The sequence below is a fragment of the Barrientosiimonas humi genome (genome assembly GCF_006716095.1).
In the GTDB taxonomy this organism is placed as follows: domain Bacteria; phylum Actinomycetota; class Actinomycetes; order Actinomycetales; family Dermatophilaceae; genus Barrientosiimonas; species Barrientosiimonas humi.
Genome location: NZ_VFOK01000001.1, coordinates 1,426,463 through 1,452,093, shown reverse-complemented (window position 1 = coordinate 1,452,093; position 25,631 = coordinate 1,426,463). Strand labels below are relative to the sequence as shown.

Genomic DNA, 25,631 nt, shown 5'->3' with positions numbered 1-25,631 from the left:
GGCTCACCCGTCGCGCGGCTCGACGGCGGCCCGCACCTCGGGGTCGTCCATCGACGTCGCCTGCACGTCGTGCAGCACCAGGTCGCTCGCGTCCAGGTCGGGGTCGCCGGCCTGCTCCTCGTCGGCGCGGCTGCCGGCGGCGGCCTGGTGGGTGTAGCCCTCCAGCTGGGAGAGCACCCGTGCGTGCTTGTCGACGCACAGCACCACCAGGTCGCCGGCGTTGGCCCGCACGATGGCGTGCCGGGTGGCCGTCGGCTCGTCGAGCACGATCTCGGTCGTGCGGCAGCGGGCGCCCTCGGCCATCGCCTTCTGCGCCCCCTCGTCGAGGAGGCCGGCGGCCTCGCCGGGCGGGCGGCGACGCAGGTTGTCGTCCTCGCGCAGCACGAGCACGTCGAAGAACTTCGCGGCGACGTAGCCGAGCTCGCGGATGTCCTCGTCGCGCCGGTCGCCGGCAGCGCCGACCATGCCGATGCGCGAGATGCGGTGCGTGGTCGAGCCCTGCTTGTGCTTGACGTAGCCCTCGACGAACTCGCCGAGCCGCTCCATGCCGGGCGGGTTGTGGCAGTAGTCGACGAACACCTCGATGTTGTTGACGTCGAGGCGGTTGAGCCGTCCGGGGGACTGGTAGTAGCTGGTGTTGAACGTGCGCAGCCCCTGGCGGATGTCGTGCAGCGGGGCGTCGAGCGCGAACGCCGCGCCCGCGGCGGCCAGGGCGTTGGCGACGTTCATCCGGGCTGCGCCGCCGAACGTCGAGGGCAGCAGGTGGGTCCACGCCAGCGGCATGGCCCGACGCCCCTGGCGCAGCACGATCATCTCGCCGCGGTCTGTCGGGTCGAGCACGACCGCCCGGGCGCCGCGGCGCAGCCGCTCCTCGATGAACTCCCGCGTCTCGCTGCCCGGCGGCTCGAGGCTGAACCACACGACGGTGCCGCTGCAGCGTCGCCGCATCTCGCGTACGAGCGGGTCGTCGGCGTTGAGCACGGCATAGCCGTCACGCGGAACCGCTTCGACGACAACGGATTTCACGCGAGCCAGCTGTTCGACGGTGTCGATGCCGCGCATGCCGAGGTGGTCGGGCTGCACGTTGGTGACGACGGCGACGTCGTTGCGGTCGTAGCCGAGGCCCTCGCGCAGGATGCCGCCGCGAGCGACCTCCATGACCGCGAGGTCGACCCGCGGGTTCTGCAGCACCATCTTGGCCGAGCGCGGCCCGGAGGCGTCGGCCTTGATGACCAGCCGCTCGTCGATGACGATGCCGTCGGTCGAGGTCATCCCGACCTTGCGGCCGAGGCCCTTCATGATGTGCGCCAGCATGCGCGACGTCGTGGTCTTGCCGTTGGTGCCGGTCACCGCGACGATCGGCACCCGCGAGGGCGAGCCGGGCGGGAAGAGCAGGTCGACGACCGGCTTGGCGATGAACTGCGGCTCGCCGACCGTCGGGTGGGTGTGCATCCGGAACCCCGGGGCGGCGTTGACCTCGCAGATCGCCCCGCCGGTCTCGCGCACCGGCACGGTGATGTCGGGGCAGATGAAGTCGATGCCGGCGACGTCGAGGCCGATGAGCTGGGCGGCCTCCTCGGCGATCTCGACGTTGTCGGGGTGGGCGTCGAAGGTGCGGTCGACGCTGATGCCGCCGGTCGACATGTTGCCGGTCATCACGAGCTTGACCATGGTGTCGCGCGAGGGGACGTCGTCGAGCTCGAAGCCCTGCTCGCGCACCAGCTCGATCGCCGCGTCGTCGACGGTGATCCGGGTGAGCACCTTCTCGTGGCCGACGCCGCGCCGCGGGTCGGCGTTGGTGAGGTCGACCAGCTCGCGCACGCTGTGCTCGCCGTCGCCGATGACGTGGGCGGGCACGCGCTCGGCGATGGCCGCCATCCGGCCGCCGATGATCAGGCAGCGGTAGTCCTTGCCGGTGATGAAGCTCTCGACCTGCACGATGCCGCGCCGCGACTGCGCCTCGGCGATGCCGAACGCCTCGCGCACCTGCTCGTCGGAGCGCAGGTCGAGGCAGACGCCGCGACCGTGGTTGCCGTCGAGCGGCTTGAGCACGACGGGGAAGCCGACCCGGCGCGCGGCGGAGACCGCACCGTCGGCCGACCGCACGGTCTCGGCCTTCGGCACCGGGAGCCCGGCCGACCCCAGGATCCGGGCCGTGAGGTTCTTGTCGCCGGCGATGTCGACGGCCAGCGCCGAGGTGCGCGAGGTCATCGTGGCGCGGATGCGCTGGGCGTGCACGCCCTGACCGAGCTGCACCAGCGAGTGCTCGTTGAGCCGGGTGAACGGGATGTCGCGGCTCACCGCCTCCTCGATGATCGCGGCGGTCGAGGGGCCGAAGGAGCTGCGCTGCGCGCGCAGCTGGAACTCCTCGAGCGCGGCGTCGACGTCGAAGCCCTCCTCGGGCTGGACGAGGTGGTTCACCAGGCGTACGGCCAGCTCGCCGGCGGCGAGCGCGACCCGCTCGTCGGTGTAGGCGTAGATGACGTTGTAGACGCCGGGCCGGCCGCGCACGCCGCGCGTCTTGCCCCGGCGCAGGTCGTGGCCGACCTCCTGCTGCAGCTGCAGCGCGACGTGCTCGGCGACGTGGCCGAGCCAGGTGCCCTCGACGAGCCGCTCGACGAACCCGCCACGGTGGCCGCGCGAGCAGGTGTGCCCCTCGAGCCCGGGGAGGATCTGCAGCAGCCGCTCGGTGAAGCCGGGCAGCGCGTCGGTGGGGTATCCCTCGAGCACGCCGAGGTCGACGACCAGGTGCACGGCCGGCTCGTAGGACCAGACGTTGGGGCCGCGGTAGACCCGCTGCTCGACGATGCGCAGCTCGGGAGCCGCCGGGCCGGTGGGGGTCGGCCGGTCGGAGGTCACGGGCACTCCCTTCGTGACGTGGGTGGTCGGGCGTGGGTGGTCAGTGGTGCAGCGCGGCGGCCGCGGTGGCGGTGTCGTGCCGGTCGCGCGAGGAGGTGACGGCGGTGTCGGCGTACTTCTCGACGAAGTCGACCAGCGTCGCGCTCTCCAGGTCGAACGTCGCGCCGTAGGGCAGCGTGTGCACGACCGCCCCGCTCACCAGCAGCGGCGCGTCGCGGCGCGCGAGGTGGGCGTCGGTGGTGGCCGTGCGGGCGTCGACGACGAACACCGCGCCGGAGCCGACGACGGTCATCGTGCGCTCGTCGTGGATCTCGGCGGCGGTGTCCTCGTCGATGCCCATGCCGAGCAGGTTGGGCGAGCCGGCGACCAGCGACAGCAACCGGCCGTAGCGGGCGCGCTGGTCGAAGTGCTGGTCGACGATGACACCGGGCAGCAGCCCGAGACCGGCGGTGAGCTGGCTGGAGCGCTGCCGCGGGGTGACGCCCTCGTCGCCCATCGAGATCATGAACTGGCTCATGATCGAGGCGCCGGCCGAGGTGCCGGCGATGACCGCGCCCCGTTGGTAGGCCCGCAGCAGCGCGGCGCCGAGCGGGGTGCCGACGATGAGCTGGGACAGCTTCAGCTGGTTGCCGCCGGAGATGAAGATGCCGGTGGCGCCATCGACCTGCTCGGCGATCTGCGGGTCGGAGCTGGCCTGCCGGGTCGGCGGGTCGACCGCGGTGACCTCGGGCGCGCCCAGCCGCGTGAAGATCGTGCTGTAGACGTCGACGACCTCGTCGGGCACCGAGGAGGCGGTGGGGATCACCACCAGGCGGGAGCTGCGGCCCCCGGCGAGCCGGACGAAGCGCCGCAGGACGGTGACCCGGCCGACCTTGTCCTCCGCCCCACCGATGATCAGCAGGCTGCGTCGTGGCGATTCGGGCATGGGGGGAGTCTAGGTGCGGGGTCGGTCGGCGACCGCGAGGCGCTGCTCCTGCTCGGCGGCCTCGGCCTCGTCGATGTCGTCGCGGGACAGGCCCAGCATGTAGAGCACGGTGTCGAGGTAGGGCACGTTGACGGTGGTGTCGGCCTGCTGCTGCACGACGGGTTTGGCGTTGAACGCCACCCCGAGCCCGGCGACCGACAGCATGTCGAGGTCGTTGGCGCCGTCTCCGACGGCGACGGTGCGGCTCAGCGGCAGCCGCTCCTGCGCGGCGAACCGCTGCAGCGCCGCGGCCTTCTCGGCCCGGTCGACCACGGGCCCGTCGACGCGACCGGTGAGCCGGCCGTCGACGACCTCGAGCCGGTTGGCGTGCGCGTGGTCGATGCCGAGGTGCTCGGCCAGCGGCTGGACGATCTCGATGAACCCGCCGGACACGACGGCGACGGTGAACCCGAGCCGCTTGAGGGTGCGCACCAGTGTCTCGGCACCCGGCGTCAGGCGTACGTCCTCGCGCACCTGCGCGAACACGCTCGCCGGCAGCCCGGCGAGCGCCTCGACCCGGCGGTGCAGGCTCTCGGCGAAGTCGATCTCGCCGCGCATGGCCGCCTCGGTGACGGCCGCGACCTCCGCCTCGCGGCCGGCGCGCCGGGCCAGCAGCTCGATGACCTCGTCCTGGATCAGGGTGCTGTCGACGTCCATGACGACGAGGCGCCGCCCGCGCCGGGCCAGGCCGCCGGGGGAGACCGCGACGTCGACGCGTTCGCGCGCGGCCACGAGCGCGAGCGCCGGCCGCAGCCGTTCCAGCGCTGCCCCGGACACGTCGAGCTCCAGGGTGGTGACCGGGTCGCGGGCGAGCCGCCGGATGCGGTCGATGTTGGCGCCCTCGTCGGCGAGCGTCGAGGAGATCGCGAGCACGGCCGAGGAGGTCAGCGGCGAACCGATGACCACGACCGAGGCGCGCCCGCCGCGACGCTCGGCGTTGTCGCCCTGCCCGAGCACGGCCGTGGCCGAGAGGCCGAGCCGGGCGCCGGTGGCCACGACCCGGTCGCGCAGGTCGGTGCAGCCGTCGGGCGAGGTCAGCAGCACCGCGATGGTGAGCTGCCCGCGCACGACGACCTGCTCGACGTCGAGCACGCTGGCACCGCCGCACTGCTCGACCGTCGCGAAGATCTCGCTGGTGACGCCGGGGCGGTCGGGGCCGGAGAGGGTGACGAGAAGGGTCTGGGGAGCGGGTGCGGGCGTGCTCACCGCTCGATGACCGTGCCCTTGCCGATGACGGTGATGCCCGACTCGGTCACGGTGAAACCGCGACGGCGGTCCAGCTCGGGGTCGACCCCGATCGACACGCCCTCGGGGATCACCACGTCCTTGTCGACGATGGCCCGGTTGACCTGCGCGCTGCGACCGACCTCGACGTTGTCGAGCAGCACCGACCCGGTGACCGCCGAGAAGCTGTGCGTGCGCACGTTGGGCGACAGCACCGAGTCGCTCACGGTCGAGCCGGAGACGATGCACCCGGGGGAGACGATGGAGTTGACCGCGACGCCGTCGCGCTGGCTGGCGCCGACGACGAACTTGGCCGGCGGGAAGTGGCCGGCCTCGGTCATGATCGGCCAGGCGTAGTTGTAGAGGTTGAAGACCGGGTGGATCGACACCAGGTCCATGTGCGCGTCGTAGTAGGAGTCGAGCGTCCCGACGTCGCGCCAGTAGCCGCGGTCGCGGTCGGTCGCGCCCGGGATCGTGCTGGTGCTGAAGTCGAAGACCGCGGCCCGGCCCTGCTCGACGAACCACGGCACGATGTCGCCGCCCATGTCGTGCTTGGACTCCTCGTCGTCGGCGTCGCGAGTGACGGCGTCGACCAGGTCGGCGGCGGTGAAGACGTAGTTGCCCATCGAGGCGAGCACCTCGCCGGGGCTGTCGGGCAGCGGCTGGGGGTCGCTCGGCTTCTCGCGGAACTGCGCGATGCGCGACGGGTCGTCGCCGGAGACCTCGATGACGCCGAACTGGTCGGCGAGGCCGATGGGCTGCCGGATGGCCGCCACCGTCACGCTCGCACCGCTCTCGACGTGCTGGGCGACCATGTCGCTGAAGTCCATCCGGTAGACGTGGTCGGCGCCGACGACCACGACGTAGTCGGGCTTCTCGTCGTGGATGAGGTTGAGGCTCTGGAAGATCGCGTCGGCCGAGCCGGCGAACCAGTGCTTGCCCACGCGCTGCTGGGCCGGCACCGGCGCGACGTAGTTGCCGAGCATCGTCGACATCCGCCAGGTCTTGGTGACGTGCCGGTCGAGGCTGTGCGACTTGTACTGCGTGAGCACGACCATCTGCAGGTAGCCGCTGTTGGCGAGGTTGGACAGCGCGAAGTCGATGAGGCGGTAGATGCCACCGAACGGGACGGCCGGCTTGGCGCGGTCGGTGGTGAGCGGCATCAGGCGCTTGCCCTCGCCGCCCGCCAGCACGACCGCCAGAACCTTGGGACCTCCGCGCGCAGCCATAGCTGCACCCTAGGCCGGACTGCCCTGTCGCGGCAGCCTCCTCGGGGCTAGCGTTCGGGGGGTGAGAGTCGACCTGCTGACGAAGGAGTACCCGCCCAACATCTACGGCGGCGCCGGCGTCCACGTGAGCGAGCTGGTGAAGGCGTTGCGGGCCGAGGGGACCGACGTGCGAGTGCGTGCGTTCGGGGAGCCGGTCGACGAGCCGGGGACCTACGGCTACCCCGACCTGCCCGAGCTGGCCGACGCCAACGCGGCGCTGCGCACGATGGGGGTCGACCTCGCGATCGCGCAGGACTGCGCCGGCGCCGACCTGGTGCACTCCCACACCTGGTACGCCAACTTCGCCGGGCACCTCGCCAGCCTGCTGCACGGGGTGCCGCACGTCATCACCGCGCACAGCCTCGAGCCGCTGCGGCCGTGGAAGGCCGAGCAGCTGGGCGGCGGCTATCGGGTCTCCTCGTTCGTCGAGCGCTCCGCCTACGAGTCCGCGGCGGCCGTGATCGCCGTCTCCGAGGGCATGCGCCGCGACGTGCTGCGCAGCTATCCGGCGCTCGACCCGGCGCGAGTTCACGTGGTGCACAACGGAATCGACGCTCAGCTGTGGCAGCGCGACCGGTCCGCGCAGGCCGAGGAGGTCCTGCGTCGGCACGGGGTCGACCCGGACCGGCCGAGCGTGGTGTTCGTCGGGCGGATCACGCGGCAGAAGGGCCTGCCCTACCTGCTGCGCGCCGCCGCGCAGCTGCCGCCCGAGGCGCAGCTCGTGCTGTGCGCGGGCGCGCCGGACACCCCCGAGATCGCCGCCGAGGTCGAGCAGCTGGTCGCCGAGCTGCGGCAGACCCGCGACGGGGTGGTGTGGATCGCGGACATGCTGCCGCGCGCCGAGGTGGTGGCGCTGCTGTCGTTCGCGACGGTGTTCGTGTGCCCCTCGATCTACGAGCCGCTCGGCATCGTCAACCTCGAGGCGATGGCCTGCGAGGCGGCGGTCGTCGCGACGGCGACCGGCGGCATCCCCGAGGTGGTCGTCGACCCGGACTGGGGCGGCGGCGTCGACGCCCCGGCGTCCACCGGCCCGGCCACCGGCTGGCTGGTGCCGATCGAGCAGGTCGACGACGGCACGGGCACCCCGGTCGACCCCGACCGGTTCGTCGACGACCTGGGCCGCACCCTGTCGGCCGCGGTGTCCGACACCGCCGAGGCGCGCCGGCGCGGCGAGGCCGGCCGGCGCCGTGCCGTGGAGCAGTTCGGCTGGGACACCATCGGCGCCCGCACCGAGAAGGTCTACCGCGAGGTGCTCACGGAAGGCACCTGAGGTCCGGAGGTCCCGCTTCGACGGAGGGGTCTGGGCGCGGACGAATCAGGAACGCGTATGTCTGAGGCCCGCGAGGGTCTGCGCGCCGGCGGTGGTGGCGCCGGCCAGGGCGGTCTCGGCGTTGACCAGCAGGTCGCGCAGCAGCCGTTCGCGGCGGGCGTGCGTGGTGCCGTCGAGGGTGGGGGCCTGCTCCAGCCCGAGCTCGCAGGCGGCGGCGACCGTGCCGGCCAGCTGGATCACCCGCAGCGCGCGCGGCGGCACCCCCGGCGGCAGACCCCACAGGCGCAGCGCGGTGCGCTCGTCGGCCTCGCCGCGCAGGCCGGAGCCGGCCCACGGGGGCGCGTCCAGCGCGTCGAGCTCGCCGGCGACGTCGATCAGCTGCTCGCGCAGGCCGCGCTCGATCTCCCGCTCGTCCAGCGCGGCGAGCTGGTGCACGGGGACCGGCTCGGTGTCGTACGTCGTCCAGTCGACGCGCCAGCCGGTGTCGCCGGCCGGCCCGAACTGCTCGAACGTCGGCACCAGCGCCCCGCCGAGCGCGGGCACGAACACGCACTCGCCGGCCTCGGTGGCGGCGGCCACGAGCTCGGCGCTGGAGCGCGGCATCGTGGCGATCTGGCCCGGGCGGGGGAGCGCGACGCACAGCACCTGCTCGCCGAGGTCGCCCCACAGCCGCAGCGGTTCGAGCAGCCCGTCGACGGCGTCGAGGTCGGGCAGCGCGCGGCGCACGGCGTCGTCGAGATCGAGGTGTCCGGCGAAGGCTGCGGTGGTCCACAGCGACAGCCGGACGGAGGCGGGCAGGCTGGGCATCGACGTCATCGTAGGTGCCCTAGGGTCGAGGCCATGAGTGACGTCCTGGCCCTGGCAGGGGTGAGCGTGGTGCGCGGCGGGCGCCGCCTGCTCGACGAGGTCTCCTGGGAGGTCGAGGAGGGCGAGCGCTGGGTCGTGCTGGGCCCCAACGGCGCCGGCAAGACCACCCTGCTGCAGGTCGCGGCGGGTCGCTTGCACCCGACCAGCGGCGTCGCGGGCGTGCTCGGCGAGGTGCTGGGTGCGGTCGACGTCTTCGAGCTGCGACCGCGCATCGGTCTGGCCTCGGCGCTGATCGCCGACCGGATCCCGGGCGGCGAGCGCGTGGGCGACGTCGTGGTCACCGCGTCCTACGGCGTGGTCGGACGCTGGCGGGAGTCCTACGACGAGCTCGACCACGAGCGCGCGGGCGAGCTGCTCGAGGCGCTCGGCGCCGCGCACCTGGTCGACCGCACGTTCGGCACGCTCAGCGAGGGTGAGCGCAAGCGGGTGCAGATCGCCCGGGCCCTGATGACCGACCCCGAGCTGATGCTGCTCGACGAGCCGGCTGCCGGTCTCGACCTGGGCGGCCGCGAAGATCTCGTACGCCGTCTCGGGACTCTCGCGCTCGACGTCGCCGCGCCCGCGCTGGTGCTGGTCACCCACCACGTCGAGGAGATCCCGCCCGGGTTCACCGACGTGCTGATGCTGCGCGAGGGGCGGGTCGTGGCTGCCGGCCCGCTGGAGCCGACGCTGACGGCCGAGAACCTCTCGGAGACCTTCGGGATGCCGCTCGTGCTGGACCGGCACGGCGACCGCTGGAGCGCCCGGGCCGAGCGGCCGACGGCCTGAGCGCCACCGCCTGAGACCTGGCGCGGCACCTGCCGCGCCGGTGGATAGTCTGCCGTGGTGTCTCTGCTCGAAGCCGTGCTGATCCTGCTGGCAGGCATGGCCGCCGGCACCATCAACACCATCGTCGGCTCCGGCACCCTGGTCACCTTCCCCACGCTGCTGGCGTTCGGTTATCCGCCGGTCGTGGCGAACATGTCCAACACGGTCGGCCTGGTCGCGGGCGGGGTGACCGGCACGTGGGGCTATCGCAAGGAGCTCAAGGGGTCGGGTGACCTGCTGCGCCGGCTCGCCCCGATGAGCCTGCTCGGCGCCGTCACCGGTGCGCTGCTGCTGCTGTGGCTGCCGCCCGAGGCGTTCGACGCGATCGTGCCGGCGCTGATCGGCGTCGGGGTGCTCCTGGTGATCGTCGGCCCGTCGCTGCAGCGCCGCGCGGCCGCCGCGCACACCGACCACGACTCCCCGGTGCGCCGGGCGGTGCTGCTCGTCGGGATCTACCTGGCAGGGGTCTACGGCGGCTACTTCGGGGCGGCGCAGGGTGTGCTGCTGATGGGCCTGATGAGCGTGCTGCTGCCCAACCCGCTGCAGCAGGTCAACGGCATCAAGAACGTGCTCGGCACCATCGTCAACGGCGTCGCCGCCATCACCTTCATGATCGTCGCCTGGGGTGACATCGACTGGGCCGTCGCCGGCCTCATCGCCCTCGGCGCGCTGGCGGGCGGGGTGATCGGCGCCCGGGTCGGCCGCCGGCTCCCGGCATGGGGCCTGCGCGCCTTCATCGTGGTGATCGGGCTCGTCGCGATCGTCAACCTGCTGCGCGGCTGATGGGTCTCGACTGGGGGATCGTGCTGCTGCTGGGCGTGATCGTCGTGATCGGCTCGCTCGTGCAGGCCGTCGTGGGTTTCGGGATCGCCGTGGTCAGCGCGCCGTTCGTGGTGGTGCTCGCCCCCGACCTGATGCCCGGCGCGCTGCTGCTGACGAGCCTGACGCTGCCGCTCGTGCAGCTCGCACGCGAGAACGTCGACATCGACCGACCGGTGCTCACCTGGGCCCTCGCGGGCCGAATCCTGTTGATGCCGTTGGGTGTTGCGATCGTCGCCTGGTTGCCGGCGACCGCGATCGCCGTCGTGGTCGGCGTGATGGTGCTGGTCGCCGTCGCGGCGTCGGTCTGGGCGGTCGAGGTGCGCCCGAGCCGGGGCCCGGCGTTCGTCGCCGGTCTGCTCACCGGGGTCAGCGGCACCGCGGCCTCCATCGGCGGGCCGTTCCTCGGCCTGGTGATGCAGCGCGAGCGACCCGACCGGATCCGCTCGACCCTCGCGGTGTTCTTCGCCGTCGGCGCGACCACCTCGCTGATCGGGCTCGCGGTGGCCGGGGAGCTGACCCGGCAGCAGCTGACCGCCGGGCTCGTCTGGGCGCCGTTCACCGTGCTCGGGCTGGCGCTGGCGATGCCGGTGCGCCGGCTCGTCTCGATCGACCGGTTGCGCCAGCTCGTGCTCGTCCTCGCGACCGTCGCCGGCGTCGGCGTGATCGTGCGGGCGCTGCTGCTCGGCTGAGCCGGGTCACTCCTTGGTGCAGCCCGAGGAGCCGCTGCTGGAGCAGACGTACTGCCGGTCCGAGCCGTCGTTGCTCACCAGCCGGCCCAGGCAGTTGCTGCCGCCCGACACGCCCGCGGACTGGCACGCGCCCAGCGCGGCGTTGCCGTCGGCGTACGGCCCGACCCAGACCACCCAGTAGCCCGCCCGGAGCGAGGCGTAGCTGCTGGAGCTGAACACCCCCGCGCTCGGGAACGACTGGCGGATCTGGCGCAGCCGCCGGTCGCGGGCCTCGGTGCCCGAGGAGATCGGCACCGACGCGAGCTGGGCGATCCAGCTGCCCGACGGCGGGTTGCGCACGGCGTTGCTCACCGGCGGTTCGGCCGGCTCCGAGGACGTGGGGCTCGGTGTCGGCTCGGGCTCCGGCTGGGTCTCGGGCGAGGGGGACGGCTCGGGGTCGCTGGTCTGTGGCTCGGTCGGCTCCGACGGGGTCTCCGGCTCCGGGGTGGGCTCCGGCGCCGGCTCGCTCGGGCTCGGCGTCGGGGCGGGTGGCAGCAGACCGCTGGTCGGCGGACTCGTGGGCTCGGGAAGCGTCGAGAAGCTCGCCCCGGGCGTCGGCGGCGCCTGGGTGGTCGGTGTGGCGCCGGGCGAGGGCGACCGGGTGCCGGTGGCGGCTGCGGTGGCCGGGTCCCGGTCCGGGCGGTCCAGGATCCGCCACCCCGCGAAGGCACCCGCGACCACCAGGACCAGCCCGAGCAGCGCCGCCAGCACGCCCCGGGTGCGGGGCGAGCGGCCCTCGCCGGAGTCGTAGGTCGGGGGCTCGGGCGGTGGACCCGCCGGGTCGCGGAAGCTCCGGTCGTCCTCCCGCGGCGCGTACGCCTGGGGCCGGCCGGGCGCGACCGGCGCGACCGGCTCGGCCGACCCGGTCGGCGACTCCTCGTACGACGCCGGCGCCTGTGGGCGCGGCTCGGTCGCGCGCTGGTCGACGGGTTGTTCGGTGACCCGCTGCTCGGCGACCGGGCGCTGCGGCACTTGCCCGGGGGCGGCGTACGACACGGGGGCGGCGTACGCCGCGGGGTCGGGTCGGTCCGCGACCGGCGGCTGCGGCGCCAACGCGGTGGCCGGGAGGCGGTGCTGCACGGTCGTGCGCGGCTGCGTCGCGACACCGCCGCTGAGCAGGCCGCGCAGCGTCTCGGTGACCTGCGCCGCGGTCGGTCGCGACGCCGGATCCCGTTGCAGCAGAGCGGAGATCAGCGGTTCGAGCGGCCCGGCGTTGGTCGGCACCGGCGGCGGCTCGTGCAGGACCGCCGACAGCGTCGAGACAGGGGAGGACCGGCGCAGCGGGCTGTGCCCGTCGACGGCGACGAACATCAGCATGCCGAGCGAGTAGAGGTCGGACGCCGGGTCGTCGGGCTCGCCGCGCAGCCGCTCGGGCGCCATGAACTCCGGCGACCCCACGACCTGACCCGTGCCCGTCAGCCGGGTCTCGTCGATGAGCGCGGCGATGCCGAAGTCGGTGAGCACCGCGGCGCCGTCGGGCCGCAGCAGCACGTTGCCGGGCTTGACGTCGCGGTGGTGCACGCCGGCGTCGTGCGCCGCCTGCAGCGCGCGGCACACGTCGAGCCCGATGCGCGCGACCTCGTCGGGGGGCAGCGCGCCGTCGCGCACCAGCCGCTCGTGCAGGCTCTCCCCGGGCACCAGCTCCATGACGAGCCACGGGTGCGGGTCGTCCTCGACGAGGTGGTGGATGCTGACGACGTTGGGGTGGCTCAGCCGCGCGAGGGCCTGCGCCTCGCGGGTCACCCGGCCGCGGGTGAGTCTGGTGTCCTCGACGTCGCCGTCGGGCGTGCGCACCTCCTTGAGCGCGACCTCGCGCTGCAGCGCCAGGTCGCGGGCACGCCAGACCGTGCCCATGCCTCCGCTCCCGAGCCGGCCGACCAGCTCGAAGCGTCCGTCGATGACGTCCCCCTGTGCCCCCACCACCCTGGCAATCTAACCGGCGCCTGCCGAGATCGCTGCCGCGCGGGGGTCCGGTGTCGCGTACGCCTGTGCAGACTCCGCGCGGCGACCGCCGGTTGGCGACCGCTCGGGCGACCGCTCGGGGCGACCGCCCGTGCGGAGGTGCCGAGGGCGTACGGCGGCGGCGTAGAACGTGGGCATGGCCACGAACCGCCGCCGCGTCCAGGCGTCGCCGGACGCCGTCTTCGCCGTGCTCGCCGACGGCTGGGCCTATGCCCAGTGGGTGGTCGGCGCCGCACGCATCCGTGCCGTCGACGACGGCTTCCCGCAGCCGGGCACGCACGTGCACCACTCCATCGGCGTCTGGCCGCTGCTGCTCAGCGACACCACCGCGGTGGAGTCGTGGGACCCGCCGCGCCAGGCCGTGCTCACGGCGCGGGCCTGGCCGACCGGCGCGGCCCGGGTGGTCGTGCGCTGCGAACCGGTCTCGGGAGGGACCGACGTCACCATCTGGGAGGACGCCGTCGCCGGCCCGCAGCGCCTGGTCCCCAAGCCGCTGCGCACGGTCGCCCTGTCACTGCGCAACCGGGAGTCGCTGCGCCGCCTGGCGCTGCTGGCCGAGGGCCGCGAGACGGACTGACGCGCCTGCCCGGCCAGGTCGACGTCGGCGCGCCGGCACATCGGCCTGTGCGATCGGGGCGCGCTGCGTCGCTAGCCCGGTAGCCGTGCATGCAGCAGCGCCGCGCGGGCCGCGTTGGCCCCCGGCGCCCCGTGCACCCCGCCGCCCGGGTGCGCCGACGCGGACGCCAGGAACAGCCGCCCCACCGGCGTCTCCGCCCGGCCCCACCCCGGCACCGGACGGAAGATCAGCTGCTGCTGCAGCGCCGCGGTGCCGCCGCCCAGCGCACCCCCGACGAGGTTCGCGTCGCGAGCCTGCAGGTCGGGCGGCCCGAGCACCCGGCGCGCGACGACCCGGTCGGCGAATCCCGGTGCCAGCTCGGCGATCCGGCGCTCGAACAGGCCGGCGACGAGGTCCTTGTCGGCCTCGTCCCAGCGTCCGGTGAACCCGGGCGGGCCGCTGCGGGCGTCCTGCGGCACGTGGGTGTACGCCCACACCGACTCCCCGCCCGCCGGGGCCCGGGTGGGGTCGGCAGTGGCCATCTGCCCCATCACGAGGTAGGGCCGGTCGGACACGTGCCCGGCGCGCAGCTCGGTCTCGAAGCGGTGCAGGTCGTCGATCGAGTCGAGCACGTGCACCGTCCCGGGGGCGGCCTCGGGAGCGCTCGCCCACGGGATCGGCCCGTCGAGCGCCCAGTCGACCTTGACGGTGGCGGGGTCCCACTCGAAGCGGCGCATCGCCCGCAGCACCCGGTCCGGCAGCTGGTCGGGCGCGACCAGGTCGCCGTAGAGCGCCGGCGCGCTGACGTCGGCCAGCACGGCGCGCCCCGCCCGCACCACCTCACCGCCGGCCAGCCGCACCCCGACGGCCCGGCCGCGCTCGACGAGCACCTGCTCGACCCGGGCGTCCGTGCGCAGCTGCCCGCCGCGCTGCTCCAGCCGGCGGCCCATGGCGCCGGTGAGCTGCCCCGCCCCGCCGCGCGGCACGGGGAAGCCGACGTCCTGCGCCAGCATGGTCAGCAGCAGCCCCATCAGCCCCGAGCCGGGGGAGTCCAGCGGGATGTCGGCGTGCAGCGCGTTGCCGGCCAGCAGCAGCCGCGGCGCGGTGCCGCGCAGCTCCGAGTCGAGCACGGTGCGCACCGGTGACAGCAGCTCGCGCACGAGGCCCAGCCCGCCGGCGCCCGGCAGCCGGGCGAGCATGCCGATCCCGTGCCGCACGGGCGGGAACGGGCTGAGCAGCGCCCCGACCAGCGAGGGGCCGACGCGGTCCCACTGCCGGCACAGCCGCAACCACGCGCGACCGTCACCGGGGTGCTGGCGCTCCAGCGCCTCCGCGGTCGCCTCGCGATCGCGGTGGACCAACGCCCAGCCGCCACCGACGTACGGCGTGCCGAAGGGTGCCGGCGCCTGCTCCCAGACCAGCCCGTGGTCCTCGAGCCCGAGGCCGCGGATGATCGGGGACGCGGCGCCCAGGGGGTAGAAGGAGCTGAACGTGTCGTGGACGTACGCCGGGTGCACCTCGCGCGTGCTGCGCACCGCGCCCCCGATGTCGGGCTGCGCCTCGAGCAGGAGCACCGACCAGCCGGCGTCGGCGAGCAGGTTGGCCGCGACCAGCCCGTTGGGTCCGGCCCCGATCACGACCGCGTCCGGGGTGGACGGCGCCGACGGCTCCATCGGGCGGGCTCCTTCCCGGGCGGTGGCTGCAGGGCCAGCGTAGGTCGTGCTGCGTGCTGCCTGCTCGGTCAGGTCAGGTCAGGTCAGGTCAGGTCAGGTGCGGTCAGCCGACGCGCGGTGTCGGTCTGCACGTAGAGAACCTCCTTGCCGCGCCGGTGCGCCTGGACCAGGCCGGCGCGACGTAGGCGCTCGAGGTGGTAGGACACCGTCGCGGCCGAGACCGCCAACGTGGTCGCCACCACGTGCCCGGCGGTCGGCGTGGCCACGGCGCGCAGGACGTCGCCACGGGTGCCTGGCAGCAGGGTGGCCAGGGTGCCGCCGGCACGATCGGGCGCCGCGACCGCCCGCGGGTGCGTGGACTGCGAGCGCAGCACGCCGCGTCCGCGGGCGGGGTAGACGACCATGACCTCGCCGAACCCCGCCCCCATCACCACGGTGAAGTCGCGGGGGGCGACGGGCAGGGCCAGCGGGGCCAGCACCAGCGCCCCGTCGTGCTCCCCGATGTCGGCCCGCACCGGGCTGGCGAGCTCGGCCGAGGCCCCGTCCCAGTCGACCGCCTCGATGACGTCGAGCACCGCCCGGGTCACGCCGACGGCCGCCGCGCGGGTCGTGCAGTGCAGGACGTCGGTCTCGAGCACCGCGCGCAGCCGCGGCCAGCGCGGGGCCAGGATCGCCGACCACGCCTGCGCCAGCGCGTCGGCGGCCGGGCCGCTCACGGCGGTGGGGTCGCCCTCCCACGCTCGTCGGTCTGCTGCCGTCGGGTCGCTCCGGAACCCCTCTCCCTCGGCGTGGGTGTATCCCCGGGCAGCGGTGTAGCCGCGCGGGACCTTCCCCAGGCGCAGGTAGCACGACAGCTGCATGCGGAGCCGGTCTGCAGGCACGTCGCGCACGGCCTGCAGCTCGCTCTCGATGCTCGGCCTCGGTCCGGGCGGGACGGGCGTGACGAAGTCGGGGACGTAGTGCACCGACGGGTCGATGAGGTGCTCGAGCACGGCGCGGGTGCCGGGCGGCAGCGCGCACCAGCCCTGACGCAGCCAGGCCGGGGTGGGTCGGCCGGAGCGGACCAGGACGAGCCCGGTCACCAGGTGCAGCAGGGGCGAGACGCTGAACCTCGCCGTCGCCAGCTGGGCGGTGGTGAGGCTGATGCGGATCACGCGCTCCTCCTGACCGACGCCCGGGCCAGCTCGTCCGGGTCATTCCATCGTGGGTGATGCGCGCGGTGGTGGCGACCCGACCGTTCGAGGTTTGTCGAATCGTTGGCTCCCGCGCCGACGGGGCCGTGGGATGGGGGGCACCCACCGAGCCTCAGGAGGCCACCATGGCCACCCGTTCCCGCCTCGCCGCAGTCGTCGTCGGGCTGCTCGCGCTCCTCGGCTGCAGCGGGTCCGCCCCGCCCGGCACGGCTTCGCCCACCACGTCCCTGTCGTCGTCGACCGCCGCGGCCGCATCGGCGGACGCCGCGAGGCCGGGCGCACCGCAGCCGGGGACGTGGTCGGGCCTGGCGGGCTGCGTCGACCCGGCGCTGCGCGCGTACCGCTGCGGCGTGCTCCGGGTGCCGGTGGACCGGTCGCGGCCGCGCGGACCCTCGCTGGAGCTGGACGTCCTGGTCGCGGGTCGTGCGGACGCCTCGCGCACCATGCTGATGCTGACCGGCGGTCCCGGCCAGCCCGGCCCCGTCTTCGCGCCTCGGGTCCTGCCCGCGTTCGCCGGGCTCGGCGGGGACTACCGGGTCGTGATGCTCGACCAGCGGGGCACGGGTGCGCGGGCGCTGAGCTGCCCGCAGCTGCAGGACGAGCGCGGGGGCGCCGACCTGGGCATCCCGAGCCGCGCCGCCGTGCGCGAGTGCGCGCGGCTGATCGGACCGGACCGGGAGCACTACGCCACGACCGACACGGTGGCCGACCTGGAGTCCCTGCGCCGGGCGCTGGGGGTGGACCGCTGGGCGGTCAACGGGGTGTCCTACGGGACGTACGTCGGTCAGCGTTACGCCGCCGCGCACCCCGACCGGGTGAGCGCGTTGGTGCTCGACTCGGTGGTGCCCGTCGAGGGCGTGAGCGCGACGCTCGCCGACATCTACCCCGAGTTCACCCGGGTCATGCGCGCGGTGTGCGCCTCCCCGGGGCGTCGTTGCGCCGGCGACCCGCCGGCCGACCTGGCGACGGTCCTTGCGCGCCGGCCGTCCTACGGCCCGCAGCTGCTGAACGTGGTGACCGCGATGTCGTACGCCGACCCCACCCGGCTGCTGGACCTGCCCGAGCGGCTTCGCTCGGCCGCGGAGGGCGATCTCGGTCCGCTCGACGAGGCGATCCGGCTCAGCCGCGGCGCGCTGGCGGCGCCGGCGACGCAGTACAGCCAGGGCGTCCAGGCCGCGACGCTGTGCGCCGACTCCGTCTTCCCGTGGGGCGGCGCCCAGTCGCCCGAGCAGGTGCGCGACCGACGTGCCGACCACGCCGTCCAGGGGTTGGCGCCGGCGAGCCTGTTCCCCTTCAACCGGGAGACCGCGCGGTCCAACGGCGAGATGCTGCTGTGCGAGTACTGGCCGCGCGTCACGGACAAGACCGTGCCGGCGTCCGCGCAGCAGGTGCGCGTCCCCACCCTGATCCTGGCCGGCGAGCTCGACCTGGGCACGCCGCTCGTCTGGGCGCGGGGGGCGCAGCAGCGCATCCCCGGCAGCCGGCTGATCGTCGTGCCCGGCGCCGGGCACTCCGTCCAGGTCGGGAACCGGCACCCGTCCGTGAACGCGCAGGTGGCGCGTTTCCTGCTGCGCTGACGGCGGCCCCGCCCCGGTGGGAGGTTCTCAGCCGCGGGCGCGCTGGGCGAGGGCGGTGAGGATCGGCGTGCCGCGGTCGATGAGCATCTGGTCGGTCATGCCGGCCGAGTGCTCGCCCCAGATCGAGAACGTCGCGCCGAGCAGCCGCGGGTCGTTCGGGTCGATCGCGCGCGTCTGCGTCCACGTGCCGCGGTTCCACTTCGTGCGCAGGTCGTTGATCGTGTAGTCGCGGTCGGACTGCGGCTCGTCCAGGCTCGGCACCCAGTACTGGTAGTAGCCGTTGTAGTTGATGACCTTGTGGCCGGCGTCCATGACCTGCGGCATGGTCGACTTGCCGTTCGGCTTGCCCCACACGTCGTAGTTCCAGTAGGTCACGGTGATGCGGGTGTTCAGCTGGCCGAGGGTGGTCTTGGTCAGCGAGTCGTTCCAGACCAGCACGTCGGGCACGCCGCGCCCGTAGAGCATCGAGGCGATGGAGTTGGCGTACGCCGTCCAGGCCTTCTGCTCGGCCTTGCCCCCGGCGAACTCGTCACCGCCGATGTGCATCCGCGCGCCGGGCAGCACGCCGCTGACCTCGGTGTAGAGGCGCTTCGCGAAGGCGAGCGCGGTGGGGGAGTGCACGTCGAGCTCGTACGGCGCGTAGGAGGAGAACACCTGCGAGACCGGGTAGGTGCTCGAGGGCGACAGCTGCATCAGCTCGCGCACGGAGCGCATGTGACCGGGGGTGTCGACCTCGAGGAAGACCTCGACGCCGAAGCTCGCCGCGTAGCTGCGCAGGTCGCGCAGCTGGGCGGTGGTCAGGAACGGCTTGCCGGTGCGGGGGTTGACGTAGCGCGACCCGCTGACCCGGGCCGTGCCGGCGGTCTGTCCGAGCAGGGGCGACTCGATGCCGTACGCCTCGTCGTCGGAGGCGTGCAGGTGCAGATAGGTCCCGCCGGCGGCCGCGTGGCGACCGATCATCGTCTTGATCGCCTCGGGCGACCAGTAACGGCGGGCGATGTCGAGGTTCAGCCCGACCTCACGAGTCGTCGCGGCGGCCGCGGACGGGGTCGGGCCGGTGAGCACCAGCGCGAGACTAGTGAGTGCGGTGAGCAGGATCGACAGGAGCGGCAGCGTGCGGCGCATGGCCATCCTCGGGGGAGATGTCGAGAGAGTTCGCAAGGTATGGCCGGTGACGCCGGTCACAGGTGTCGCCGCGGTCACAGGAACGTCGCAGTTCGATAAGAACGCACGATGTGTGTTCGCCACCGAGAACGCCGTGCTCGCAAGGATCTGCGCCGCGCTCACCTACCCTGCTCGACGTGCCCGAACGCATCACCGACCCGGCCGACGAGCGGGTGGCCGACTACTTCTCGCTGACCGACGTCGCCCTGCGACGCCGTCTCGAGCCCGAGCGCGGGCTCTACCTCGCTGAGAGCGAGAAGGTGATCCGTCGCGCGCTGGCGGCTGGGCACCGGCCCCGGTCGTTCCTGATGGGGGAGCGCTGGCTCACCGACCTGGCCGACCTGGTGGCGCAGGCCGAGGCCGACGGGGTGCCGGTCTTCGTCGCCGACGCCCCGGTGATCGAGACGATGACCGGCTTCCACCTGCACCGCGGGGCGCTGGCCTCGATGCAGCGGCCGCAGCTCCCGGCGGTGCGTGACCTGCTCGCCGACGCGAGCCGCGTCGTCGTGCTGGAGGACATCGTCGACCACACCAACGTCGGCGCCGTCTTCCGCTCGGCCGCCGCGCTGGGGGTGGACGCGGTGCTGGTGACGCCGCGCTGCGCCGACCCGCTCTACCGCCGCAGCGTGCGCGTGTCGATGGGCACGGTCTTCCAGGTGCCGTGGACGCGCATCGAGCCGTGGCCGCAGGGCATCGGCGAGCTGCAGGAGCTCGGCTGGCGGGTGGCCGCGCTGGCGCTGGACCCCGACGGTGTCACGCTCGACGACCTCGTCGCCGACCCGCCGGAGCGGCTCGCGGTCGTGCTGGGCGCCGAGGGCGACGGGCTGGGACGGCGTACGGTCGCGGCGGCCGACCTGGCCGTGCGCATCCCGATGGGCGGCGGGGTCGACTCCCTCAACGTCGCGGCCGCGGCGGCCGTGGCGATGTGGGCGCTGCGGGTCTGAGCTAGAGCCCCCAGCGGGAGATCAGGGCGTCGTCTGCCTCGAGCAGCGAGAGCAGCCGGCCCTGCGCCTGCAGCGGGTCGCCGACGAAGATGCGCGGGTGCTCGCCGCCGATAATGCGCGGTGACCAGGTGAGGCACAGCTCGTCGACCGCGCCGGCGGCGACGAAGTCGTGGGCGAGGTGCGGCCCGCCCTCGACGAGGATCCGCTCGTGCCCGAGATCGCGCAGGGTGCGCACCGCGTCTCGGGGGGCGACCGGATCGCCGCTGATGAGCAGCACCTCGTCCTCGGCGGCGTCGGCGAGGAGCGGGGGCAGCTGGTCCTGGGCGGAGACGACCACCAGCAGCGGACGGGCCGGGCGCCCGGTGCGCAGCGGTTGCCACTCCTCGTCGATGTCGGGCACCTCGTAGCGCTCGGCGCGTGCGGTGCCCGCACCCACGACGATGGCGTCGGCCCAGGCGCGCAGCAGCGCGAACACCCGGGTGTCGGCCTCGGTGTTGATCGTGCCGGAGCGGTTGTCCTCACCGGTGGCTGCTCCGTCGAGCGTGCTGACGAAGTTCAGCCGCAGGAGCGGGCCGGGTGCGTCGTACAGACGCAGCAGCAGCTCACGCTCGGATTCGGTGTTGTCGTCGGACTGCGTTGTGCCTGGGTACAACTCGCGCATAGGGCCATCAAACCGGGTGGCGTGAGAGGATGCACCATGGGCAAGAAGAAGAACGACAAGAAGTCCTCCAAGAAGGACCGCAAGAAGGCAGAGGCCAAGCTCGCCGAGGCGAAGGCCGAGGCCAAGAAGGCCGCGAAGAAGGTCACGGAGGCCGGGGGGCTCACCGGGTCGATGCGCGAGGCGCTGCGCGTCGAGCCCGGCACGCTGCTCGCCGACATCGACCCACGCTCGACGCCCGCGTTCGACGGCGACAAGGAGCTCGCCGCCGAGATCATGGCCGGCGTCGACGAGGAGCTGGCCGACCTGCAGGAGCGCCTCTACGCCGACGGTCGCGACGGCGACGGGCGCTCGGTGCTGCTGGTGATCCAGGGCATGGACACCTCGGGCAAGGGCGGCATCATCCGCCACGTGATCGGCGCGGTCGACCCGCAGGGCGTCGAGCTCACCGCGTTCAAGGCACCGACCGCGGCGGAGAAGCGCAAGCCGTTCCTGTGGCGCATCCGGCAGGCGCTGCCGAAGCCGGGCTACATCGGGGTGTTCGACCGCTCTCAGTACGAAGACGTGCTGATCGTGCGGGTGCACAACCTCGTGCCGCCGTCGACCTGGTCGCGCCGCTACGGCCAGATCAACACCTTCGAGAAGAGCGTGCAGAGCAAGGGCACGACGCTGATCAAGGTGATGCTGCGCATCTCCTCGGAGGAGCAGAAGGCGCGCCTGCAGGAGCGCCTCGACCGCCCCGACAAGCACTGGAAGTACAACCCCGGTGACGTCGACGAGCGGGAGCTGTGGCCGGCGTACGAGGAGGCATACCAGGCCGTCGTCGACAAGACGTCGACCGACGACGCCCCGTGGTACGTCGTCCCCGCCGACCGCAAGTGGTACGCCCGGCTCGCCGTGCAGCAGCTGCTGCTGGAGACGCTGCGCGACCTGGACCCGCAGTGGCCGTCGGCGACCTACGACGTCGACGTCGAGAAGGAGCGCCTCGCGGCGACCTGACGCCGCGGCGTCACCGACCCGACCGGCTACTCCTGCCCGGCCGCGCGCAGCACCAGCAGCGAGCGGCCGGGCAGCGTCGTCCGGTCGCCCTCGGACAGGATGCGCTCGTCGCTCTCGGTGTGGTCGCCGGCGGTCGACAGTGCGACGGTCCAGCGGCCGGGATGGTCTGTGGGCAGGGTGAACTCGCTGTCGTTGCCGTCGGCGTTGAACAGCAGCAGGAAGTCGTCGTCGACGACCCGCTGACCCTTCTCGTCGGGCGTCGCGATGGCCTGCCCGTTGAGGAAGACCATGAGCGTGCGCGCGTAACCGTTGCGCCAGTCGAGCTCGGTCATGGGCTCGCCGCCGTGGGCGTACCACTCGATGTCGCCGCGGCCGCTGTCGCCGCCGTGGTCTGCCGCCCCGGCGAAGAAACGCCGGCGGCGGAAGGTCGGGTGGGTGCGGCGCAGCTCGATCGCGCGGCTGGTGAAGTCGAGCAGGTCTTCCTGCTCGTCGTCGAGATCCCAGTCGACCCAGGTGATCTCGTTGTCCTGGCAGTAGCCGTTGTTGTTGCCGAGCTGGGTGCGGCCGAGCTCGTCGCCGTGCGCGAGCATCGGCACCCCCTGGCTCAGCAGCAGGGTGGCGATGACGTTGCGCTGCTGGCGGGCGCGCAGCGCGTTGACGGCCGGGTCGTCGGTCGGCCCCTCGACCCCGCAGTTCCACGAGCGGTTGTGGCTCTCGCCGTCGCGGTTGCCCTCGCCGTTGGCCGCGTTGTGCTTCTCGTTGTAGGACACGAGGTCGCGCAGCGTGAACCCGTCGTGGGCGACCACGAAGTTGATCGACGCGATCGGACGCCGGCCGCTGTGCTCGTACAAGTCGCTGGATCCCGTGATGCGAGAAGCGAACTCGCCGAGGGCGGCCGCCTCGCCGCGCCAGTAGTCGCGGACCGTGTCGCGGTACCTGCCGTTCCACTCGGTCCACAGCGGCGGGAAGTTGCCGACCTGGTAGCCGCCGTCGCCGAGGTCCCACGGCTCGGCGATGAGCTTGGCCTGGGAGACCACCGGGTCCTGCTGGATGATGTCGAAGAACGCCGAGAGCCGGTCGACCTCGTGGAACTGCCGGGCGAGCGTCGCGGCGAGGTCGAAGCGGAAGCCGTCGACGTGCATCTCGAGCACCCAGTAGCGCAGCGAGTCCATGATCAGCTGCAGCACGTGCGGGCTGCGCATCAGCAGGCTGTTCCCGGTGCCGGTCGTGTCGTAGTAGTGCGCGAGGTCGTCGTCGACGAGGCGGTAGTACGCCGCGTTGTCGATGCCGCGGAAGCAGATCGTCGGGCCGAGGTCGTTGCCCTCGGCGGTGTGGTTGTAGACCACGTCGAGGATGACCTCGATGTCGGCGGCGTGCAGCGCCTTCACCATCGCCTTGAACTCCGCCACCTGCTGGCCGCGGCTGCCCGAGGCGGAGTAGGCGTTGTGCGGGGCCATGAAGCCGATCGTGTTGTAGCCCCAGTAGTTCGACAGGCCCTTGTCGACCAGCGTGGTGTCCTGCACGAACTGGTGCACCGGCAGCAGCTCGATCGCGGTCACGCCGAGGTCGGAGAGGTGCTTGATGATCGACGGGTGCGCGATCCCGGCATACGTCCCGCGGATCTCGTCGGGCACGTCCGGGTGGGTCATCGTGAGGCCCTTGACGTGCGCCTCGTAGATCACGCTGTCGTGGTACTCGTGCCGCGGCGGCCGGTCGTGGCCCCAGTCGAAGAACGGGTTGATGACGACCGACAGCATCGTGTGGCCGAGGGAGTCGGCGCGGTTGCGCTTGGCGCGGTTGTCGAACCGGTAGGCGAACAGCGAGGGGTCGCCGTCGATCTGGCCGTCGATGGCCTTGGCGTAGGGGTCGAGCAGCAGCTTGTTGGGGTCGCAGCGGTGGCCTTCGGCGGGGACGTACGGACCGTCGACCCGGTAGCCGTAGCGCTGGCCCGGCTGCAGGCCGGGGAGATAGGCGTGCCAGACGTGCCCGTCGACCTCGGTGAGCGGCAGCCGGGTCTCGGCGCCGTCGTCGTCGATGAGGCACAGGTCCACCGCGGTCGCGATCCCGGAGAAGAGCGCGAAGTTCACGCCGGCTCCGTCGTACGTCGCGCCGAGGGGGTACGGCCGTCCGGGCCAGATCTCCACGGGCCGCTCCTTGTCGCGTCGGGCAGCGGGCCGCGGCCCGCTCGGTGAGGGGTGTGCCGGGGCACGCCGACACGGCCCCCATTGTGGTGCACGGCCGCAGCGCACAACGCGGCTACCGTGGTGCGCGTGACCAGGAACGCATCGTGGGCCGAGCACCCGTGAGCGACTGGAAGGCCCGCATCAAGGACCTGCTGGCGCAGATCCCCGGGCTCCTCGGCCTGGCTCGCCTGACGCTCGAGACGGTGCGCATCTGCATGCGGTGGCGCGTCACCGGACTTGCAGCAGAGGCAGGCTTTTTCGCGCTCCTGTCGCTGCCGCCGCTCATCTTCGGGCTGCTCGGTGCGGTGGGTTATCTCGGCAGCTGGCTCGGCTCCGACGTGGTCGAGCAGGTGACGATCAACGTGCACCGCTACGCCGAGCAGTTCCTCACCGCCGAGAGCCTCAACCAGGTGATCATGCCCACACTCGACGACGCGCTCTCCAGCGGTCGCCCCGACGTGATCTCCATCGGTTTCCTGCTGAGCCTGTGGTCCGGGTCGCGCTGCCTGAACGTGCTGCTCGACACCATCTCGATCATGTACGGCCAGGGCGGGGTGCGCGGGATCGTCAAGACGCGCGTGATGAGCCTGTCGATCTACTTCGTCTCGATGCTGTTCGGCGCGGTGCTGTTCCCGCTGATCGTGGTCGGCCCCGACCTGCTCTCGCGCATCGTGCCCGGGCGGCTGCAGTTCCTGATGCTGCTGTACTGGCCGCTGGTCGGCGGCCTCACCGTGCTGGGGTTCGCGACGCTGTTCTACGTCGCCGTGCCGCAACGGGTCAGCTGGGTGCGCGACCTGCCCGGCGCTGCGCTGACGCTCGTGATCTGGGTGGGGGCGTCGTACGTCCTGCGCTGGTTCCTCGGCAACTCCATCGGCGGCACGAGCATCTACGGACCGCTGGCGGCGACGATCGTGGTGCTGATCTGGCTGTACTTCCTCGGCATCGGCGTGCTCATCGGCGCTGCGCTGAACGCCGCCTCGCACCGCCTGTGGCCGCCGGTCGAGCAGGTGCCGGCCGCGGCCCGCGCGATCGAGAAGATCGGCGACGGGATCGTGCGGGTGATGCCGCTCGGGGGCAGGAGCGCGACGGCCGACCCGGTGAACGGCTCCGCGAACGGTTCTGCGAACGGGGTGGCCCGGCGCGACGCCGCCGACGACGCGGGCCCCGACGCGCGCGGCGGCGAGGTCGGCTTGGACGAGTCTCGGGCGATCCGTTAGCCTCGTGAGGCACAGCAGCCCCGCAGGTTCGGGGCGTGCGCACGCGCGGACATAGCTCAGTTGGTAGAGCGCAACCTTGCCAAGGTTGAGGTCGCCGGTTCGAGCCCGGTTGTCCGCTCTGAGTCCCGCAGGGGACCGCCCGGTCCGCCGGGCGCCTGGTGGAGTGGCCGAGAGGCGAGGCAACGGCCTGCAAAGCCGTCTACACGGGTTCAAATCCCGTCTCCACCTCCAGGTGACGACGACGTACGTCGAGCGAGGCCCGGACCGGATCGGTCCGGGCCTCGACGCGTTCCGGGCGGACGGGAGCCGCTCCGGCCGGCGGGTCGACCCGGTAGGGCAGGCGGGGGAGCGGCGCGCGCCGGGCCGGTTTTGGAGTGGCCGGGTCGTTCGGCTACAGTTCACTCTCGTTGCACCGGCCCCCAGGGGCCACGCAGCAGGCGGACATAGCTCAGTTGGTAGAGCGCAACCTTGCCAAGGTTGAGGTCGCCGGTTCGAGCCCGGTTGTCCGCTCCGGTCGCCCCTCGGGGAGACCGCCAGGGCGATTGGCGCAGTGGTAGCGCGCTTCCTTGACACGGAAGAGGTCACTGGTTCAAACCCAGTATCGCCCACCAGCACGGAACGGCCCCTGACCTGCGGAAACGCGGATCAGGGGCCGTTTGCTGTGCCAGATCCGTGCCAGATCGGATTCCGAAAGGC

Annotated in this window: 20 protein-coding genes and 4 tRNA genes; 13 read left to right on the top strand and 11 right to left on the bottom strand. The window is 73.1% G+C overall.

The window, feature by feature from the left end; translation table 11 throughout:
- Positions 1 to 3: 3 nt before the first annotated feature.
- The 4 genes from cphA to glgC are packed head-to-tail and all read right to left on the bottom strand — an operon-like array spanning position 4 to position 6,276.
- Positions 4 to 2,859, bottom strand: coding sequence for a cyanophycin synthetase (cphA, locus tag FB554_RS06865; RefSeq protein WP_142005285.1), 2,856 nt, complete (start codon positions 2,857 to 2,859; stop codon positions 4 to 6).
- A gap of 40 nt (positions 2,860 to 2,899) precedes the next feature.
- Positions 2,900 to 3,784 (bottom strand): cyanophycinase, encoded by an 885-nt coding sequence (locus FB554_RS06860; protein WP_142005284.1) that lies wholly within the window; start codon positions 3,782 to 3,784, stop codon positions 2,900 to 2,902.
- A gap of 9 nt (positions 3,785 to 3,793) precedes the next feature.
- Complete coding sequence (serB, locus tag FB554_RS06855; protein ID WP_142005283.1) at positions 3,794 to 5,029, bottom strand: phosphoserine phosphatase SerB; 1,236 nt, start codon at positions 5,027 to 5,029, stop codon at positions 3,794 to 3,796.
- On the bottom strand, positions 5,026 to 6,276 hold the full coding sequence (glgC, locus tag FB554_RS06850) for a glucose-1-phosphate adenylyltransferase (RefSeq protein WP_142005282.1): 1,251 nt from the start codon (positions 6,274 to 6,276) through the stop codon (positions 5,026 to 5,028). The genes serB and glgC overlap by 4 nt, the downstream gene beginning before the upstream one ends.
- 61 nt (positions 6,277 to 6,337) lie before the next feature.
- Between glgC and glgA the strand changes: the two genes are divergently transcribed.
- Positions 6,338 to 7,585 carry a glycogen synthase gene (gene glgA, locus FB554_RS06845; RefSeq protein ID WP_142005281.1) on the top strand — a complete coding sequence of 416 codons (1,248 nt, stop codon included), beginning with the start codon at positions 6,338 to 6,340 and terminating at the stop codon, positions 7,583 to 7,585.
- A gap of 45 nt (positions 7,586 to 7,630) precedes the next feature.
- On the opposite strand, the gene FB554_RS06840 is transcribed toward glgA, so the two are convergent.
- Positions 7,631 to 8,392 (bottom strand): hypothetical protein, encoded by a 762-nt coding sequence (locus FB554_RS06840; RefSeq protein ID WP_236022318.1) that lies wholly within the window; start codon positions 8,390 to 8,392, stop codon positions 7,631 to 7,633.
- A gap of 33 nt (positions 8,393 to 8,425) precedes the next feature.
- Here FB554_RS06840 and FB554_RS06835 point away from each other — a divergent pair, with 33 nt between their 5' ends.
- Genes FB554_RS06835 through FB554_RS06825 form a run of 3 tightly spaced genes read left to right on the top strand, consistent with a single transcriptional unit; the run spans position 8,426 to position 10,770 of the window.
- Positions 8,426 to 9,220, top strand: coding sequence for an ABC transporter ATP-binding protein (locus FB554_RS06835; protein WP_142005279.1), 795 nt, complete (start codon positions 8,426 to 8,428; stop codon positions 9,218 to 9,220).
- Between the two features lie 57 nt (positions 9,221 to 9,277).
- Positions 9,278 to 10,042 (top strand): sulfite exporter TauE/SafE family protein, encoded by a 765-nt coding sequence (locus tag FB554_RS06830; RefSeq protein ID WP_142005278.1) that lies wholly within the window; start codon positions 9,278 to 9,280, stop codon positions 10,040 to 10,042.
- The gene (locus FB554_RS06825; RefSeq protein WP_170206803.1) at positions 10,042 to 10,770 is read left to right on the top strand and encodes a TSUP family transporter; all 729 of its coding nucleotides are present in this window, start codon (positions 10,042 to 10,044) and stop codon (positions 10,768 to 10,770) included. Before FB554_RS06830 ends, FB554_RS06825 begins: the two co-directional genes overlap by 1 nt.
- 6 nt (positions 10,771 to 10,776) lie before the next feature.
- On the opposite strand, the gene FB554_RS17315 is transcribed toward FB554_RS06825, so the two are convergent.
- On the bottom strand, positions 10,777 to 12,732 hold the full coding sequence (locus FB554_RS17315; protein WP_211344544.1) for a serine/threonine-protein kinase: 1,956 nt from the start codon (positions 12,730 to 12,732) through the stop codon (positions 10,777 to 10,779).
- A gap of 175 nt (positions 12,733 to 12,907) precedes the next feature.
- Here FB554_RS17315 and FB554_RS06815 point away from each other — a divergent pair, with 175 nt between their 5' ends.
- Complete coding sequence (locus FB554_RS06815; RefSeq protein WP_142005276.1) at positions 12,908 to 13,348, top strand: SRPBCC family protein; 441 nt, start codon at positions 12,908 to 12,910, stop codon at positions 13,346 to 13,348.
- Between the two features lie 71 nt (positions 13,349 to 13,419).
- Here the strand turns inward: FB554_RS06815 and FB554_RS06810 are convergent, their stop codons facing one another.
- Both FB554_RS06810 and FB554_RS06805 read right to left on the bottom strand, forming a co-directional pair.
- On the bottom strand, positions 13,420 to 15,000 hold the full coding sequence (locus FB554_RS06810) for a phytoene desaturase family protein (protein WP_142005275.1): 1,581 nt from the start codon (positions 14,998 to 15,000) through the stop codon (positions 13,420 to 13,422).
- Between the two features lie 83 nt (positions 15,001 to 15,083).
- On the bottom strand, positions 15,084 to 16,154 hold the full coding sequence (locus FB554_RS06805) for a helix-turn-helix domain-containing protein (protein ID WP_142005274.1): 1,071 nt from the start codon (positions 16,152 to 16,154) through the stop codon (positions 15,084 to 15,086).
- 164 nt (positions 16,155 to 16,318) lie between these two features.
- Between FB554_RS06805 and FB554_RS06800 the strand changes: the two genes are divergently transcribed.
- A complete protein-coding gene (locus FB554_RS06800; protein ID WP_170206802.1) occupies positions 16,319 to 17,770 on the top strand; it encodes an alpha/beta hydrolase in 1,452 nt (483 codons plus the stop codon).
- A 27-nt stretch (positions 17,771 to 17,797) separates the two neighbouring features.
- Here the strand turns inward: FB554_RS06800 and FB554_RS06795 are convergent, their stop codons facing one another.
- Positions 17,798 to 18,895: a family 20 glycosylhydrolase gene (locus FB554_RS06795; protein WP_170206801.1), complete on the bottom strand. Its 1,098-nt coding sequence runs from the start codon at positions 18,893 to 18,895 to the stop codon at positions 17,798 to 17,800.
- 176 nt (positions 18,896 to 19,071) lie between these two features.
- Between FB554_RS06795 and FB554_RS06790 the strand changes: the two genes are divergently transcribed.
- Positions 19,072 to 19,878: a TrmH family RNA methyltransferase gene (locus tag FB554_RS06790; protein WP_142005271.1), complete on the top strand. Its 807-nt coding sequence runs from the start codon at positions 19,072 to 19,074 to the stop codon at positions 19,876 to 19,878.
- Position 19,879: 1 nt separating this feature from the next.
- On the opposite strand, the gene FB554_RS06785 is transcribed toward FB554_RS06790, so the two are convergent.
- Positions 19,880 to 20,539, bottom strand: a complete 660-nt coding sequence (locus tag FB554_RS06785; RefSeq protein WP_142005270.1) for a dihydrofolate reductase family protein — start codon at positions 20,537 to 20,539, stop codon at positions 19,880 to 19,882.
- A 36-nt stretch (positions 20,540 to 20,575) separates the two neighbouring features.
- On the opposite strand from FB554_RS06785, the gene FB554_RS06780 reads away from it, so the two are divergent.
- Positions 20,576 to 21,535, top strand: a complete 960-nt coding sequence (locus tag FB554_RS06780; protein WP_142005269.1) for a polyphosphate kinase 2 family protein — start codon at positions 20,576 to 20,578, stop codon at positions 21,533 to 21,535.
- A gap of 26 nt (positions 21,536 to 21,561) precedes the next feature.
- On the opposite strand, the gene glgX is transcribed toward FB554_RS06780, so the two are convergent.
- Entirely contained in the window at positions 21,562 to 23,679 is a 2,118-nt protein-coding gene (gene glgX / locus FB554_RS06775) for a glycogen debranching protein GlgX (RefSeq protein WP_142005268.1), read from the bottom strand.
- A gap of 143 nt (positions 23,680 to 23,822) precedes the next feature.
- Here glgX and FB554_RS06770 point away from each other — a divergent pair, with 143 nt between their 5' ends.
- The 5 genes from FB554_RS06770 (at position 23,823) to FB554_RS06750 (ending at position 25,546) form a co-directional block, all read left to right on the top strand.
- Positions 23,823 to 24,935: a YihY/virulence factor BrkB family protein gene (locus FB554_RS06770; protein ID WP_236022317.1), complete on the top strand. Its 1,113-nt coding sequence runs from the start codon at positions 23,823 to 23,825 to the stop codon at positions 24,933 to 24,935.
- A gap of 45 nt (positions 24,936 to 24,980) precedes the next feature.
- Positions 24,981 to 25,053: transfer RNA gene (locus tag FB554_RS06765), tRNA-Gly, on the top strand.
- Positions 25,054 to 25,092: 39 nt separating this feature from the next.
- A tRNA-Cys gene (locus FB554_RS06760) sits at positions 25,093 to 25,166 on the top strand.
- Positions 25,167 to 25,372: 206 nt separating this feature from the next.
- Positions 25,373 to 25,445: transfer RNA gene (locus FB554_RS06755), tRNA-Gly, on the top strand.
- Between the two features lie 26 nt (positions 25,446 to 25,471).
- Positions 25,472 to 25,546 (top strand) — tRNA-Val (locus FB554_RS06750).
- Positions 25,547 to 25,631 lie beyond the last annotated feature (85 nt).

What these genes read in the sequence shown, in the direction of transcription:
- FB554_RS06835 (WP_142005279.1), top strand. Translation starts at nt 8,426, where the DNA reads ATGAGTGACGTCCTGGCCCTGGCAGGGGTGAGCGTGGTGCGCGGCGGG.
- FB554_RS06780 (WP_142005269.1), top strand. Translation starts at nt 20,576, where the DNA reads ATGGGCAAGAAGAAGAACGACAAGAAGTCCTCCAAGAAGGACCGCAAG.
- FB554_RS06785 (WP_142005270.1), bottom strand. Translation starts at nt 20,539, where the DNA reads ATGCGCGAGTTGTACCCAGGCACAACGCAGTCCGACGACAACACCGAA.
- FB554_RS06795 (WP_170206801.1), bottom strand. Translation starts at nt 18,895, where the DNA reads ATGCGCCGCACGCTGCCGCTCCTGTCGATCCTGCTCACCGCACTCACT.
- glgC (WP_142005282.1), bottom strand. Translation starts at nt 6,276, where the DNA reads ATGGCTGCGCGCGGAGGTCCCAAGGTTCTGGCGGTCGTGCTGGCGGGC.
- FB554_RS06860 (WP_142005284.1), bottom strand. Translation starts at nt 3,784, where the DNA reads ATGCCCGAATCGCCACGACGCAGCCTGCTGATCATCGGTGGGGCGGAG.
- FB554_RS06815 (WP_142005276.1), top strand. Translation starts at nt 12,908, where the DNA reads ATGGCCACGAACCGCCGCCGCGTCCAGGCGTCGCCGGACGCCGTCTTC.
- FB554_RS06810 (WP_142005275.1), bottom strand. Translation starts at nt 15,000, where the DNA reads ATGGAGCCGTCGGCGCCGTCCACCCCGGACGCGGTCGTGATCGGGGCC.
- FB554_RS06800 (WP_170206802.1), top strand. Translation starts at nt 16,319, where the DNA reads ATGGCCACCCGTTCCCGCCTCGCCGCAGTCGTCGTCGGGCTGCTCGCG.
- FB554_RS06825 (WP_170206803.1), top strand. Translation starts at nt 10,042, where the DNA reads ATGGGTCTCGACTGGGGGATCGTGCTGCTGCTGGGCGTGATCGTCGTG.
- FB554_RS06840 (WP_236022318.1), bottom strand. Translation starts at nt 8,392, where the DNA reads ATGCCCAGCCTGCCCGCCTCCGTCCGGCTGTCGCTGTGGACCACCGCA.